This window comes from Streptomyces sp. NBC_01450, from assembly GCF_036227505.1.
Taxonomy (GTDB): domain Bacteria; phylum Actinomycetota; class Actinomycetes; order Streptomycetales; family Streptomycetaceae; genus Streptomyces.
The window spans coordinates 509179-523212 of record NZ_CP109480.1 but is presented as its reverse complement, the minus strand read 5'-3'; the positions used below and the strand labels follow the sequence as shown (position 1 = coordinate 523212).

11 protein-coding genes and 1 riboswitch are annotated in these 14034 nt (G+C 69.7%); of the genes, 6 read left to right on the top strand and 5 right to left on the bottom strand.

The genetic code is table 11. The features are described from left to right. Positions 1-34: 34 nt before the first annotated feature. Positions 35-2056 (bottom strand): glycoside hydrolase family 127 protein, encoded by a 2022-nt coding sequence (locus tag OG568_RS02435; RefSeq protein WP_329530060.1) that lies wholly within the window; start codon positions 2054-2056, stop codon positions 35-37. Positions 2057-2308: 252 nt separating this feature from the next. On the opposite strand from OG568_RS02435, the gene OG568_RS02430 reads away from it, so the two are divergent. Continuing rightward, on the top strand, positions 2309-3328 hold the full coding sequence (locus tag OG568_RS02430; RefSeq protein ID WP_266424096.1) for a LacI family DNA-binding transcriptional regulator: 1020 nt from the start codon (positions 2309-2311) through the stop codon (positions 3326-3328). Positions 3329-3538: 210 nt separating this feature from the next. Continuing rightward, a complete protein-coding gene (locus OG568_RS02425) occupies positions 3539-3910 on the top strand; it encodes a VOC family protein (protein ID WP_329530059.1) in 372 nt (123 codons plus the stop codon). Positions 3911-3959: 49 nt separating this feature from the next. Here the strand turns inward: OG568_RS02425 and OG568_RS02420 are convergent, their stop codons facing one another. Further along, complete coding sequence (locus OG568_RS02420) at positions 3960-4547, bottom strand: histidine phosphatase family protein (RefSeq protein WP_329530058.1); 588 nt, start codon at positions 4545-4547, stop codon at positions 3960-3962. Positions 4548-4646: 99 nt separating this feature from the next. Further along, a riboswitch (cobalamin riboswitch) is annotated at positions 4647-4807 on the top strand. A 36-nt stretch (positions 4808-4843) separates the two neighbouring features. Between OG568_RS02420 and OG568_RS02415 the strand changes: the two genes are divergently transcribed. Beyond that, on the top strand, positions 4844-5065 hold the full coding sequence (locus tag OG568_RS02415) for a CbtB domain-containing protein (RefSeq protein WP_266589818.1): 222 nt from the start codon (positions 4844-4846) through the stop codon (positions 5063-5065). Between the two features lie 162 nt (positions 5066-5227). Here the strand turns inward: OG568_RS02415 and OG568_RS02410 are convergent, their stop codons facing one another. Continuing rightward, the gene (locus OG568_RS02410) at positions 5228-6178 is read right to left on the bottom strand and encodes a Ppx/GppA phosphatase family protein (protein WP_329530057.1); all 951 of its coding nucleotides are present in this window, start codon (positions 6176-6178) and stop codon (positions 5228-5230) included. Positions 6179-6380: 202 nt separating this feature from the next. Beyond that, the gene (locus OG568_RS02405; RefSeq protein ID WP_266424084.1) at positions 6381-6806 is read right to left on the bottom strand and encodes an arsenate reductase ArsC; all 426 of its coding nucleotides are present in this window, start codon (positions 6804-6806) and stop codon (positions 6381-6383) included. 119 nt (positions 6807-6925) lie between these two features. Between OG568_RS02405 and OG568_RS02400 the strand changes: the two genes are divergently transcribed. Continuing rightward, the gene (locus tag OG568_RS02400; RefSeq protein ID WP_266424081.1) at positions 6926-7240 is read left to right on the top strand and encodes an ArsR/SmtB family transcription factor; all 315 of its coding nucleotides are present in this window, start codon (positions 6926-6928) and stop codon (positions 7238-7240) included. Positions 7241-7251: 11 nt separating this feature from the next. On the opposite strand, the gene sbnA is transcribed toward OG568_RS02400, so the two are convergent. Next, positions 7252-8229 carry a 2,3-diaminopropionate biosynthesis protein SbnA gene (gene sbnA / locus OG568_RS02395; RefSeq protein WP_329530056.1) on the bottom strand — a complete coding sequence of 326 codons (978 nt, stop codon included), beginning with the start codon at positions 8227-8229 and terminating at the stop codon, positions 7252-7254. A 584-nt stretch (positions 8230-8813) separates the two neighbouring features. On the opposite strand from sbnA, the gene OG568_RS02390 reads away from it, so the two are divergent. Both OG568_RS02390 and OG568_RS02385 read left to right on the top strand, forming a co-directional pair. Beyond that, positions 8814-11465 carry a Pls/PosA family non-ribosomal peptide synthetase gene (locus tag OG568_RS02390; protein WP_329530055.1) on the top strand — a complete coding sequence of 884 codons (2652 nt, stop codon included), beginning with the start codon at positions 8814-8816 and terminating at the stop codon, positions 11463-11465. 36 nt (positions 11466-11501) lie between these two features. Then, complete coding sequence (locus OG568_RS02385) at positions 11502-14015, top strand: non-ribosomal peptide synthetase (protein WP_329530054.1); 2514 nt, start codon at positions 11502-11504, stop codon at positions 14013-14015. Positions 14016-14034 lie beyond the last annotated feature (19 nt).

Below are 14034 nucleotides of genomic sequence, written 5' to 3'. Positions count from 1 at the left end.
TGACAGAGGTGACGGGGTGCGCAGGGGGCCGGAATCAGGAGGTGGGCAGCCAGACGCGCATGCTGCCGTCCCGCCGGTTGGCCCAGGCGTAGTAGGGGATCGCGGTGAGTTCGACGGGCGCGCCCGAGGGCACGCGGTCAGGGGCGGCGTCGGCGGAGCGGTAGGGCCACCAGCCGACGTCCGGGACCGGGCGCCGATGCCCCGTGGCGACCACGGTGGTCACACCGCCGAGCAGATCCGGCCGTTGCTTCACGGCGAGGGGGTGCGCCGTGTCGATGACGACGTCGTCCAGACCGCCCCCGGGGTGGTCCACCTGCTCCAGGCAGTACACGAGCGGGCCCCGCTCGATCGCCACACAGCCGCGGACCGCGTCGACCCGGGGGTCGGCCGCGGTGAGGCGGGGCTCCAGGCCGAGTTCGAGGACGACCCGGTCGCCCGGTGCCCAGGTGCGTTCCAGGCGCAGCCAGCCGTCGGCGACGGGGGCGTCGTTCTGGTCGTACGTCCGGTCGCCGCACCGGACGCGGTACTCGTGGCACCACTGCGGGACGCGCAGGGACAGCGTCCAGGGCCGCTCCCGCGGGGTCTCCTCGACGGTCAGGGACACCGCGCCGTGCCAGGGGTAGTCGGTCTCGGCGGCCACGGTGACGGGCGTGCCGGCGAGGTCACCCCGGTAGTGGCCGCTGACGTACTGGTGGATCTGCAGGCCCTGGCCCCCGGCGTCGGTCGAGGACAGGTAGTGCTCGAGTCCGGCCAGGAGTCGCATCACGTTCGGGGGGCAGCAGGCGCAGCGGAACCAGCGGGTGCGGCGGGCCGACTGATCGCCACCCAGATCCGTGTGGCCGTCGCGGACCTGGAGCGGATTGACGTACAACCAGCTCTCGCCGTCCAGCGAGACACCGGCGAGGAACCCGTTGTAGAGAGTGCGCTCGATCAGGTCGCTGTAGCGGGCCTCGCCGGTGAGCAGGGCCATGCGCCAGCTCCACTGGATCGAGGCGATGGCGGCGCAGGTCTCGCAGTAGGCACGTTCGTTGGGCAGCTCGAACGGGTCGCCGAAGTCCTCCTTGTCGTGGTGCGCCCCGAGACCACCGGTCAGATGGGTCTTGGTCGTGGTCATCGCCCGCCACAACCGCTCGGCGGCGGAGCGCAGTTCGGCGTCGCCCGTCTCGGTGGCCACGTCCGTCGCGCCCGCCAGCAGATACAACTGGCGCACGGCGTGCCCTTCGACGGTGACCGCCTCGCGCAGCGGCACGCGGTCCTGGCAGTACGCCTCGCCGCCGAGCAGGCCGTGGCCGTAACGGTCGACGAAGTAGCCGGCGAGATCCAGATAGCGCCGCTCACCGGTCTCCCGGTACAGCTCGACCAGGGCGGTCTCCACCTCGGGGTGGCCGTCGATGCCGTCGATCGGCCGGCCACTGCCGGGAAGGCCGAAGACGGAGTCGATGTGGTCGGCGAAACGGCTTGCCACGGCGAGAAGTTCATCGCGCCCGGTCGCCCGGTGATGGGCCACCGCCGCCTGGATCAGATGGCCCGCGCAGTACAACTCGTGGCCCCAGCGCAGGTCCTGGTAGCGCTCGCCGTTCCGGCGGACCTGGAACCAGGTGTTGAGGTAGCCGTCGGACTGTTGCGCGCCGGCGACCAGAGCGATGATCCGATCCACGTCGGCGGCGAGCTCACGCAGGTCGGGGCTGCTGTCCTCACCGTCGGCCGACGGCCCGCTCTGGGCGAGCTGCCAGGCGGCGGCCTCCAGCCACTTGTAGACGTCGGTGTCGACGAAGGGGTACACGCCCTGGAACTCGCCCTGTGCCGTGCCCGCCGCCAGACGCAGGTTGTGCAGGTTTCCCGCGGACTCCAGCAGGGCGGGGCCCTGCGGGATCGAGGTGTGCGCGTTGACCTCACGGCGGTCGTGCCAGAAGCCGGTGCGCACCTCTGCGGCGGCGGGACGCAGCACGGCCTGGGCGTCCGGGCCGAGGCGGACCGGGCCCGCGGGGGCGGCGCCCTCTGCGGGGGAAGCCGAGAGGCCGGTGGGGGAGGGCAGGGCGGAGTCTGTGCGGGGCATGGTTCTCCGGGGAGGTGGTGGCGGGGAGGGGATCGGCATGCGGGGCAGGGCGCGACGGCCCCCGTGCACGAAAGGCGGGAGGTTCTCGGAACTCGTTTGAGCAACCGTTTTTCCTGTCGAGAAGTAGAGGGCAGAGGGGTAGTCGGGTCAAGGGTCACGGCAAGAGATTTTTCTGTTGCCCGGTGGCTGGTACTCACCCCGGGGAGGCTGCGACGATGGACGGGTCGTTGCCATCCAGGAAAAGGTTTGCTCGTGACCGCTGCTCCAGATTCCCGCTCCGCCGGCCCGGCGAAGCTCGCCGACGTCGCCGCCCTGGCGGGCGTCAGCGTGGGTACGGCGTCGAAGGCGCTGAACGGCGGCGGGCGGATGCGCCCCGAAACCCGTCAGCGGGTCCTCGACGCCGTGGACGCACTCGGGTTCCGGCCCAACCAGCACGCGCAGAGCCTGCACACCGGGCGGAGCTGGACGGTCGGGCTGATGACGACCGACGGCATCGGCCGCTTCAGCACCCCCGTACTGCTCGGCGCCGAGGACGCGCTCGGGGCCGGCAAGATCTCCGTGCTGCTGTGCGACACCCGCGGCGACGCGATCCGGGAACAGCATCACTTGCGCAACCTCATGGACCGCCGTGTGGACGGCATCATCGTCACCGGCCGCCGTACGGACCCCCGCCCGCCCCTGAACGGCATCGAGGCCGTCCCCATCGTCTACGCGCTCTCGCCGTCCTCCGACCCGGCCGACACCTCGGTGGTCTCCGACGACCGGGGCGGGGCCGTACTGGCAGTCGAGCACCTGCTGGCCACGGGCCGCACGCGCATCGCGCACATCACCGGCCCGGTACACCACGCGGCCGCCCGCGACCGGGCCCGGCACGCGGTGGAGCATCTGGAGCGGGCCTCCCTCGAACTCGCGACCGGGCGGGTCCACCACGGGGAGTGGAGCGAGGCATGGGGGCGCCGCGCCGCCGACGCGGTGCTGCGCACGGCACCGGACACGGACGCCTTCTTCTGCGGCAACGACCAGATCGCCCGGGGCGTGGCGGACGCGCTGCGCGAGCGGGGGGTCGACGTGCCCGGTGACATCGCGGTCGTCGGTTACGACAACTGGGACACGATGGCCCTGGCCAGCAGGCCGCCCCTCACCACGATCGACATGGACCTCGCCGAGATCGGCCGGATCGCCGCCCTGCGACTCCTCGAAGCCATCGACGCCGACCCGGCGCCGGGGGTGCACACCGTCCCCTGCCGACTGATCGTCCGCGAGTCCAGCTGAGCGTTCCGGGAGGGGGATCGGCGCATCCACGGCGGGCGGATGGCGTGGGCGTCGAGGTGGCGCGAGGCTCGGCCGAGGAGCAGCGGCCCCGCCCTCGCACGGCGGCCCGCGACAACGCGGCCGCGGCGCCCGGCCCCCTTGCCGCGCTCGGCGTTGTCCGCACCGGCGAGCGGGACGACCGCCACGCGTTCGCAGGGCACACTGGCCGGTATGCCTGTCTCGCTGCATCACATCGTCATCGACGCGCACGACCTGCCTGCCCTGGCCCGGTTCTGGGCCGAGGTACTGGGCTGGCGGATTCTGTCCGAGCGGGAGCGGGAGGTGGTGATCGGGCCGGACGAGACCGCGCCGGTGGGCATCTGCTTCATGCCGGTGACGGACCGAAAGGTCGTGAAGAACCGCCTGCACCTCGATCTGACGTCCGCCGCCGAGGACCGGGAGACCGAGATCGAACGCATCCTCGCGCTGGGCGCCCGCCGGGCGGACGTAGGGCAGAGCGGCAGTGAGTCGTGGACCGTGTTCGCCGATCCGGAGGGGAACGAGTTCTGCGTGGTCCGCCCGAAGGAGACCCTCATCAACTAGGGCCCGTCTGACAATTCCCGTCGTCGGAATGCCCGCGGTCGGCGCCTGCTCAGTGAGTGGTGCCTTCGGCGTGGCCGAGCGGTCTTCCGAACGTCACGTTCCAGCGTCCGGCACGCCCGCTGAACTCGACGGCGTTCAGTGGCGGTACGTCGATCCGCCAGAAGGCGGACTCCGGTGCTCCGAGGGCCCGCACGGCCGCGGCTCGTACGACTTCCGGCTCGACCACGGCGACGGTCCGGCCCGAGAGCTGCGCGACCTCATCCAGCCAGACCGTGACCCGCTCGCAGAGGTGGAGCACCGACTCGCCCCCGTGTGGGGCGGCCGTGGGGTCGGCCAGCCAGAGCGCGACGGCGTCCGGTGCTTCGGCGCTGACGTCGGCCAGCGTACGGCCCCGCCAACCGCCCACATCGAGTCCCGTCGGCGCGGTCTCGACCGTGTCGTCGAACCCCAACGCCGAGGCGGTCTCCCGGCATCGCGGGGTGGGGGAGACGAGTGTCCGTTCGGCTGCCCTGAGCGAGCCGGCGGCCGATCGCGCACGCGCGGTGCCGGTCGCGTCGAGCGGGCTTCCGTCGTCGAAGCGTGCCTCCCGCAGCGCCGCACTGATCGCGGGTGAGATCATCATCAATCGGCTGGTCATTCGCCCACTCTCATGTCCGACTTCCCTGTCCGTCCGGGGAGTTCGCAGCCCGCGCAGAGCATAGGGCGCATTCCCCGCCACCTTGTGCGCCCTTGGCCGCGCCTCCGCTTCGCGGTACGTTCTCGTCGACATCGACGACGGTCGGCGGAAGCCGGTGAGATTCCGGCACGGTCGCGCCACTGTAAACCGAGTGCCCATGCCTCCTCTTGGCGGCCTGAGAACCGGGCAAGTCAGACCCGCGCCAGTCGTCCTGTGCACCACCGAGACGGGACGCGAGTTCCCCAGGAGGTTCTGCCTTGGCACAGTCCGCTGTTCAGCCGGCCACCACCCCCACCGCCGTACCGGCCAAGCTGCCGATCGCCGCGATCGTCCCCTGGGCGGTCTTCTTCGGCATCCTGATGCTGGTCCTGCTCTACTTCGTCGGCGCCGAGCAGGGCGCCACCTCCCTCGTGTCCGGCGAGAACGTCCACGAGTGGGTCCACGACGCCCGCCACCTGCTCGGCTTTCCCTGCCACTGACGGCGACGAGGAAACGTCCTGAAGCACCCGCCAGCCCGTTAGCCCCCCAAGCTGCCGTCCGTCGGCGGCCCCGACACGACTACGGCCCCGATCGCCATGGTGATCGGGGCCGTTGCGTCTGTCCCCTCTTGTGAGGGAAACCCGCACGGTCGGCCGCGCTGCTCATGCCGAGCGCGGGTGATCGGGCGTGTCGTGGAGGGCGGCGAGGTGCTCGAGCAGCAGGCCTTCACGAGTGGACCAAGGGCAGACCTCGACCGCCTTGGCCTCGCAGGCCTCCATGAGGGCCTCGGCCACCAGGGCTCCGGCCAGGGACTGTTCGGCACGGTGCCGGGAGATGCCAGGGAGCTTGGCGCGGCGGACCGGATTCGCGGCCGCCAGTACCGGGACGCACGCACGCAACTGGGCCAGGCCCAGCTTCCGTTGCGAGCGGTGTGCCTTGCCTCTGGCGGCGGCGAGCCGGGCGAGCTGCTCGAACGTCTTGGAGCAGGCCAGCACGCGTGTCCCCGGTTCCGCCCGAGGCAGGTCGGGGACGGCTTCCAGCTTTCGACGCAGATACCGACGGATCTCGTTGAGCCCCTGTTTCGACGGGGCGATGCCGCCGGGCAGCCAGTCACGGGTGATTCTGCGGGCGCCCAGGGGCAGGGAGTGGACGCTGTGCGGCTGGTCTCCGGTACCCGAGGCGATCTCCACGGTGCCGCCGCCGACGTCGAGGACCAGCAGGCGCCCGGCCGTCGGGCCCGCCCACTGGCGGGCCGCCACATAGGCGAGCCGCGCTTCTTCTTCGCCGTCCAGCACGCTCAGTCGGGTACCCGTTCGCCTGGCCACACGCCGGATGACCTCGTCGCGGTTGGGTGCGTCCCGGATGACGGAGGTGGCGAAAGCGAACATGTCGGTTTCGCGCAGTCGAGGGTCGGAGGCGACCGCCTGGGCCACGGCGCGCTCGACGCTCTCCACCCCGGCCTCGTCGAGTCGACCCTTCCGGTCGAGCGTCTCGTGCAGTCGCAGACGCACCTTGTGGGAGAACACCGGCTCCATCACCGTGCCCGGCCGCGACCGCACCACCGTGAGCAGAGCGCTGTGGCACCCGACGTCAAGTACACCGGCCTGCCGCATCCAACCGCCTCCCCTGGTCTCTGTTTCCTCCATGCCGGACCCGATCGAAATCGTCTCCCCATGCTCCGACGGCCCCGCCACCGATGCGACGGGACTTCCGGTCCACTGCGTGCGCGTCCCCTCACCAACCGTGAACACTACGTGCCGCCCGGACAAGGCTGGGCCACAGCCGATTTCGAACCCGGGCGCAGGAAGAGCGACCTCACGCCCCCGGCCCCTGCGTGGCATCGATCTCGCTGACAAGGACCTCGATGCGGGCCTTGATCTCGTCCCGGATGGGGCGCACGGACTCCACACCCTTGCCTGCCGGGTCCTCCAGGGCCCAGTCGAGGTACTTCTTGCCAGGGAAGACGGGACAGGCGTCGCCGCAGCCCATGGTGATCACATAGTCGGACGCCTGGACGGCCTCGGTGGTGAGGATCTTCGGCTTCTGGGCGGCGATGTCGACGCCGACCTCCAGCATGGCCTCGACCGCGGCCGGGTTGACCTGCTCGCCCGGGATCGAGCCGGCCGAGCGGACCTCGATCCGGTCGCCCGCGAGCTGCGAAAGGAAGCCCGCGGCCATCTGTGAACGCCCGGCGTTGTGCACACAGACGAACAGCACGGAGGCGAGCGGAGTGGCAGACATCGGTACTTCTTTCGCGGTCAACAGCCGTACGGGGGTGAGTGCCGGCCGGAAGGGTGCGAACCCTGGTCGGCGCGGGCCGGAACTCGTATCAGCCTCGAGTGATGTGACAGTATCAGTCCATGCTGACGTCAGCCGATGCTGATCTGATACGGGTCCTGGCCGACCCGCTCAGGCTCCGGATCGTGACCCTTCTCGCCCGGGAGACGCTCTGCACCACGCACCTGATCGAGGAGACGGGCGCCAAGCAGACCAATCTCTCCAACCACCTGAAGGTGCTGCGGGAGTCCGGGATCGTGGAGACGGAGCCGTGCGGCCGGTTCGTCTACTACCGGCTCAAGCCCGAGGCCCTTGCCTCCCTCGCCGGTCAGTTCACCGACCTCGCCGAAGCCGCGCGTACCACCGTCGAGAACAACACCAAGCGGTCCTGCCCCTGACCGCCGGAGAGTTAGGGTGCGCTGGTCAGTGTCTGGGAGTCGAGGAGGTCCTCGCTGTACAGGTCCTGCACCCAGTTGGTCTGGTAGATGGTCTCCAGATACCGCTCACCCAGATCCGGGGCGATGGCCACCGCGGTCAACCCCCGTCCCTTTTCCCGGCCAAGCCAGTCCATCGCGCCGCTGACCACGGTGCCGGTGGACCCCCCGAACAGGAACCCGCGCCTGGCCAGCCGATGGCAGGTCCGGATGGTGTCGGTCTCCGCCACGCGCACCACGTCGTCCACATAGGACTCGTCCAGGAGCGGCGGCCGCCTGCTCGCGCCCAGGCCGGGAATCATCCGCCGGCCGGCGGCGCCCCCGAACGTCACCGATCCCACGCTGTCGACGGCCACGATGCGCACCGGGCGGTGCCACTCGCGGAAGTAGCGCGCGCAGCCCATCAGGGTTCCGGTGGTGCCGGCCCCGACGAACAGCACATCCAGTTCCGGGAACTGCCGGGCGATGGCCGGCGCGGTCCTGCGGTAGTGGGCCATGCTGTTGCCGGGGTTGGTGTACTGGTTGAGCCACACATAGCGGTCGTCGGAGGCACACAGCGCGCGCACGTGGTCGATGCGTGCGCCGAGGAAGCCGCTGACGGGGTCGGGCTCGGTGATGAGGTGGACCTGGCTTCCCAGGGATTCCATCATCAGCCTGGTCGCCAGGTTGCAGCGGGAGTCGGTCACACACAGGAACCGGTAGCCCTTGGCGGCCGCGATCATGCTCAGGGCCACGCCCAGGTTGCCCGAGGACGACTCGACCAGAACCGAGTCCGGCGTCAGCAGGCCGTCGCGTTCGGCGGCTTCGACCATTTCGGTGGCGGCCTTGAGTTTGATCGATCCGGCGAAATTGAAGCCCTCGCACTTGAGGAACAGTGATTGCCCGAAGATTCCCTCAAGGTCGACGAAGAGGTCGTCCTCGTTGAAGTCCTGGGGAACGGATATGACGGGCATGGTCGGCTCCTTGACTGTGGTGAGGGGACTGCCTTCCGGCCGTTGATCCGTCTGGGTGCGGCCCGGGAGGAATTCGGTGTGGCGAGTTGCGACTCGCCGGAACTTCTCCAGTACGCCCGAATCCGGGCAGCCTTGTCATGCCACCGAAATTCGGGGCTTGACATGCGCTCTCTTCGCGCATAAGTGGCCGTTCCAGGGGTGAAACAGCGCGCATGGGCGGGCCCTACCCGGGCTGGAGCAAGGGGGCTGCCGGCCCTCATGGCCTGCCCCACTCAGGTATCCGCTCCCCACCCGGACACCGCTGGACGAGGCGGCGACGTTCAGCGCAATTCCCGGGTGTTTTCCCCTCGGATCGAACGGGCGCCTGTGAGATGCGGTCGTAAGTCGGGCGACGCGCACGGAAAGCAAGGGATCGCAGGGCGATGACCGGCAAAATGGGCGGGCTATCAAGGCCGGTGTGCTGCGTCAAGCCCCGAAATTCAGGGGCAGGACAGGAACTCCCCGGCCGGGCCTACTGGAGAGGCGGACACCACGAATCCGTCCGCACCTACCGCCGCTGAACGAAACGTCATCGAGGAGCTCACGTGCTAGAGAAATCCGTGGAGGTCTTGACGGCCGATCCGGCTGACATCTCGACCCTCCAGGACGGCGGGGACACCGACCCGGGGACGGACACCGAGAGGCGTCTGGCCGAGGTGCTGGCCGGCGTCGTGCGCGTCGAGCAGGTGCCGGCCGACAGCCACTTCTTCAACGACCTGGGCGCCGATTCCTTGGTGATGGCCCAGTTCTGCGCGCGGGTCAGGAAGCAGGGGGACCTGCCGACGGTGTCGATGAAGGACATCTACCGGTACCCCACCATCCGGAGCCTGTCCGCCGCGCTCGCCGATGCCTTGCCTGCCCCAGTCCCAGCCCCAACCCCTGCCCCCGTCCCGTCCCCGTCCGCGGAGGCGCCGGCGTCGGCACCGGCGCAGACACCGACCGACGTACAGACATCGGCCGAGGAGACGATGCGGGCGCAGACGCCGGCGGCTGCTCGTACACGGCGCTACCTCGTCTGCGGAACGCTCCAGTTCCTGATCTTCCTGGGCTATTCCTTCCTCGTCGCCCTGGCCGCCGAGGAAGGCCACCGGTGGATCTCCACGGGATCGGGTCTGTCCGACCTCTATCTGCGGTCCGTCCTGCTCGCCGGCGCGGGCTTCCTCGGCCTGTGTGCCTTGCCGGTCGTGGCGAAGTGGACGCTCGTCGGCCGTTGGCGGTCCGGGGAGTTCCCCCTGTGGGGCATGGCCTATCTGCGTTTCTGGGTCGTCAAGACCCTGATCCGCACCAGCCCCGTGCGGCTGTTCGCCGGTTCACCGCTCTACGTCCTCTACCTCAGGGCGCTCGGCGCACGGATCGGCAAGGGCGTCACGATCCTCTCCCACACGATCCCGGTCTGCACCGACCTGCTCACCATCGGTGACGGTACGATCATCCGTAAGGACGTGCTGCTGTCCTGCTACCGCGCCCACGCCGGCGTGATCCAGACCGGCCCGGTCACCCTCGGCAGCGATGTGCTGGTCAGCGAGCACACGGTCCTCGACATCGAGACCGCGATGGGCGACGGCGCCCAGCTGGGCCACGCCTCCTCCCTGCACACCGGCCAAGCGGTACCCGCCGGCGAACGCTGGCACGGCTCGCCGGCGCAGCCGACCGAGGTGGACTACCGGACGGTCGGCCCCGCCGACTGCCCCACCGCCAAGAGGACCGCGTACGGCGTCGTGCAGCTGCTGAGCCTGATGGCGGTGTACCTGCCGCTGGCGCTGGGCGGCGTGAGTGCCCTGATCGCCGGACTTCCGCAGCTTCAGACGGTCCTGAACCCCCAGCCGATGACCAGCCCGGCCTTCTATGTCGATGCCCTGATCGCCGCCGTGCTCGTCCTCTTCGGCTCACTGCTCGCCGGCCTCCTCGTGGTAGGCACCGTGCCGCGCCTCCTGAGCCGGGCGATCGAACCCGGCAAGGTCTATCCGCTGTACGGCTTCCACTACGGCATCCAGCGGGCGATCGCGGTGATGACCAACAGGAAGTCCTTGAACACGCTCTTCGGCGACAGTTCCGGCATCGTCCACTACCTGCGCTACCTCGGATACGACCTGTCCGGCGTCGAGCAGACCGGGTCGAACTTCGGCACCGAGGTGCAGCAGGAGAACCCGTACCTGAGTTCGGTCGGCACCGGCACCATGATCGCCGACGGACTGTCCATCATGAACGCCGACTTCTCCAGCACGTCCTTCCGCGTGTCGCGCACGTCGATCGGGCCCCACAACTTCCTCGGAAACCGCATCGCCTACCCCGCGCAGGGCAGGACCGGAGACAACTGCCTGCTCGCGACCAAGGTCATGGTCCCCATCGACGGACCCGTACGCGAAGGTGTGGGCCTGCTGGGCTCCCCCAGCTTCGAGATCCCGCGCACGGTGATGCGCGACAACCGGTTCAACCACCTCGAGACCGGCGACGAGCTGCGCCGCCGCCTGGCCGCCAAGAACAGGCACAACGCGGCGACCGCCGGCCTGTACCTGCTGGCGCGGTTGATCCACTTCTTCGTGATCACCCTCATCACCATGGGCGCGGTCGACCTCTACCCCTCGTTCGGCGCACTGGCGATCGCACTGGCGAGCGTCCTCACCCTCACGTACACCGTCGTCCACTTCGCGCTCGTCGAACGGGCCTCCACCGGCTTCAAGCCCCAGCAGCCGCTGTACTGCTCGATCTACGAATCCCCCTTCTGGCGCCATGAGCGCTTCTGGAAGATGGCCTCGGTCCACTACATCCAGGCCTTCGACGGCACCCCGTTCAAGAACGTGATCTGGCGGCTGCTGGGGGCCCGGATCGGCAAGCGGGTCTTCGACGACGGCTGCTTCTTCCCGGAGCGCACCCTCGTCACCATCGGCGACGACAGCACGCTGAACGCCGGGACCGTGGTCCAGTGCCACTCGCAGGAGGACGGCGCCTTCAAGTCGGACCGCAGCGCCCTCGGCAGCGGCTGCACCCTCGGGGTCGGCGCCTTCGTCCACTACGGAGTGACGATCGCCGACGGCGCCTCACTGGCCCCCGACTCCTTCCTCATGAAGGGCGAGGAAATCCCCTCGCGAGCCCAGTGGGGAGGCAATCCGGCCCGGGAAATGCCGGACCACAAGACCCGGTTCGAGGCCGGTCGAGAACTCCATGTCACCCAGGCCGCCCCGGCACCCGGCAACTGACACCACGACACCGGCACCAAGCAGAGGAAAGACCCGATGGCAACGCATGTGAGTCCCACCCGCAGCGGCCGCGAGTACTGGCGCGGCGTGCTGACAGCCGGCGGTTTCACCCCCGCCCCACGCTGGACGCTTCAGCCGGTGCCCGGCGTGGCGGAGTACGAGACGCCGGTCCCCGACGACACCGTGACCGGGCTGCGCCGACTGGCGGCGGAGCTGACGGTACCGCTCGACTCGTTCCTGCTGGCCGCGCACGCCAAGGTGCTCGCGGCACTGTCCGGAGAACAGGAGATCACCACCGGCTACGTCGCCCTCGGCGGCAGCCCGCTCCCGTGCCGGCTCACCACCGCGCCGGCCTCCTGGCGCGAGTTGCTTCACCACACCCACCAGGTCGCCGCCGAGCTGCTGGCACACCAGGACGTCCCGGCCGAGGACGTCGACGTTCTGAGGCGCGAACTGGGCCTGGTCGGGCCGTTGTTCGAGACCGTTCTCGATCCTGCCGCAGTCGACGGAGACCTCGCCGAGGACACCGCACTGCGGGTGGGCGTCCGTCACCACGACGGTCGGCTCGTACTGCGGCTGCGCTACCGCACCGACGCCCTCGACGCCGACAGCGCCGCCCGCATCGCCGGCTACCATCTGACCGCGCTCGCACTGATCACCGCCGACCCCGATGCCCAGCACGCACACCAGAGCCTGCTGTCCGCCGAGGAGTTGCGGTTCCAGCTCGATCAACTGGCCGGACCCGTGCGGGAGTTGCCTGATGCGCGGATGCACGAGCTGTTCGAGGACCGGGTGCGGACCCATCCGGACGCTGTCGCCGCCGTGCACGCCGACCGGCAGTGGACCTACGGAGAGCTCAACGCCCGGGCCAACCGGCTGGCCCGCGCCCTGCTGGCCCGCGGACTCGATCGCGAAGGCGTCGTCGCGGTGGTGACCGAACGCAACCTGGACTGGCTGGCCGCCGTCATCGCGGTCTTCAAAGCCGGAGGCGCCTACCTCCCCATCGAGCCGCACTTCCCGGCCGAACGCATCGCCACCACCCTCTCCCGCGCCGCATGCGCACTGGTCCTGACCGAACCCGGCAGCACCACCACCCTCGACCAGGCCCTCGACTCCCTTCCTGGAACCGAGCGACTCCTCGTCGACACGGCCTACGCGGAAGACCACGCCGAAGACGATCTCGGCATCCCCGTCACGCCCGGCCAACTCGCCTACATCTACTTCACCTCCGGCTCCACCGGTGAACCGAAGGGCGCGATGTGCGAGCACGCGGGCATGCTCAACCACCTCTACGCCAAGATCGACGACCTCCAGATCGGCGAGGGACACGTGGTCGCCCAGACCGCGCCACAGTGTTTCGACATCTCCCTGTGGCAGTTGGTCTGCGCGCTGCTGGTCGGTGGGCGGACCCTGTTGGTCGAACAGGACGTCATCCTCGACGTACCCCGCTTCCTCGACACCCTCATCGACGGCAAGGTCACCGTCTTGCAGGTGGTGCCCTCCTACCTCGAGGCCGTCCTGACCGAGCTCGAACAGCGCCCCCGCGCGCTGCCCGACCTGCGCTACGTGTCGGTCACGGGCGAGGCGCTGAAGAAGGAGCTCGCCGAACGCTGGTTCACCGCCCAGCCCAGGATCGGTCTCGTCAACGCCTACGGGCTCACCGAGACCTCGGACGACACCAACCACGACGTCATGGACCGGGCGCCGGACCGCGTCCTGCTCGGCCGCGCGGTCAACAACGTACGCGTCTACGTCGTCGACGAACACCTCACTCCGGTGCCCCTGGGCGCCCCGGGCGTGATCGCGTTCTCCGGGGTCTGCGTCGGCCGCGGATACATCAACGACCCCGAACTCACCCGGGCGGCCTACCTGGTCGATCCGCACCGCGAAGGCACGCGGCTCTACCTCGGCGGCGACCACGGCCGCTGGCACCCTTCGGGAAAGCTGGAATTCCTCGGCCGCCGCGATGCCCAGGTCAAGATCCGGGGGTTCCGGATCGAGATCGGGGAGATCGAGAACACCCTGCTCCGTCTCCCCGGTGTCCGCGACGGCGCGGTGGTGACGGTCGAACGCGCCGACCAGAGCAAGCACCTGATCGCGTTCTACTCCGGGCCCAAGCCCCTCGACACCGGGACCCTCACCGATCGGCTGGGTGCCTCACTGCCCGAGTACATGATCCCCGCGGCCTTCCACTGGCGCGAAAGCCTGCCGCTGACCGCCAACAGCAAGATCGACAAGAAGGCACTGGCGGCGCTCGCCGAGGAACTCGCCGGCACCGAGGACGACCACCAGCCGCCGGCCACACCGACCGAGCGGCGCCTGGCGGCCGCATGGGCGAAGGTCCTGGGCGTACCGCAGGACCGGATCGGACGCCGCGACCACTTCTTCGACCGCGGCGGTACCTCCCTCTCGGCGGTGAAGCTGGCCATCGCCCTGGACCGCGCCGTGTCCCTCAAGGACGTGACCGCACACCCGGTCCTCACCGATCTCGCCGCTCTGGTCGACAACGGACCCGAGCACCACGCGACCCCACCCCTGACCTCCGCCTGACCGACACCGAAAGGAAAAG

What these genes read in the sequence shown, in the direction of transcription:
- OG568_RS02435 (WP_329530060.1), bottom strand. Translation starts at nt 2,056, where the DNA reads ATGCCCCGCACAGACTCCGCCCTGCCCTCCCCCACCGGCCTCTCGGCT.
- OG568_RS02425 (WP_329530059.1), top strand. Translation starts at nt 3,539, where the DNA reads ATGCCTGTCTCGCTGCATCACATCGTCATCGACGCGCACGACCTGCCT.
- OG568_RS02410 (WP_329530057.1), bottom strand. Translation starts at nt 6,178, where the DNA reads ATGCGGCAGGCCGGTGTACTTGACGTCGGGTGCCACAGCGCTCTGCTC.
- OG568_RS02385 (WP_329530054.1), top strand. Translation starts at nt 11,502, where the DNA reads ATGGCAACGCATGTGAGTCCCACCCGCAGCGGCCGCGAGTACTGGCGC.
- OG568_RS02420 (WP_329530058.1), bottom strand. Translation starts at nt 4,547, where the DNA reads ATGACCAGCCGATTGATGATGATCTCACCCGCGATCAGTGCGGCGCTG.
- OG568_RS02405 (WP_266424084.1), bottom strand. Translation starts at nt 6,806, where the DNA reads ATGTCTGCCACTCCGCTCGCCTCCGTGCTGTTCGTCTGTGTGCACAAC.
- sbnA (WP_329530056.1), bottom strand. Translation starts at nt 8,229, where the DNA reads ATGCCCGTCATATCCGTTCCCCAGGACTTCAACGAGGACGACCTCTTC.
- OG568_RS02400 (WP_266424081.1), top strand. Translation starts at nt 6,926, where the DNA reads ATGCTGACGTCAGCCGATGCTGATCTGATACGGGTCCTGGCCGACCCG.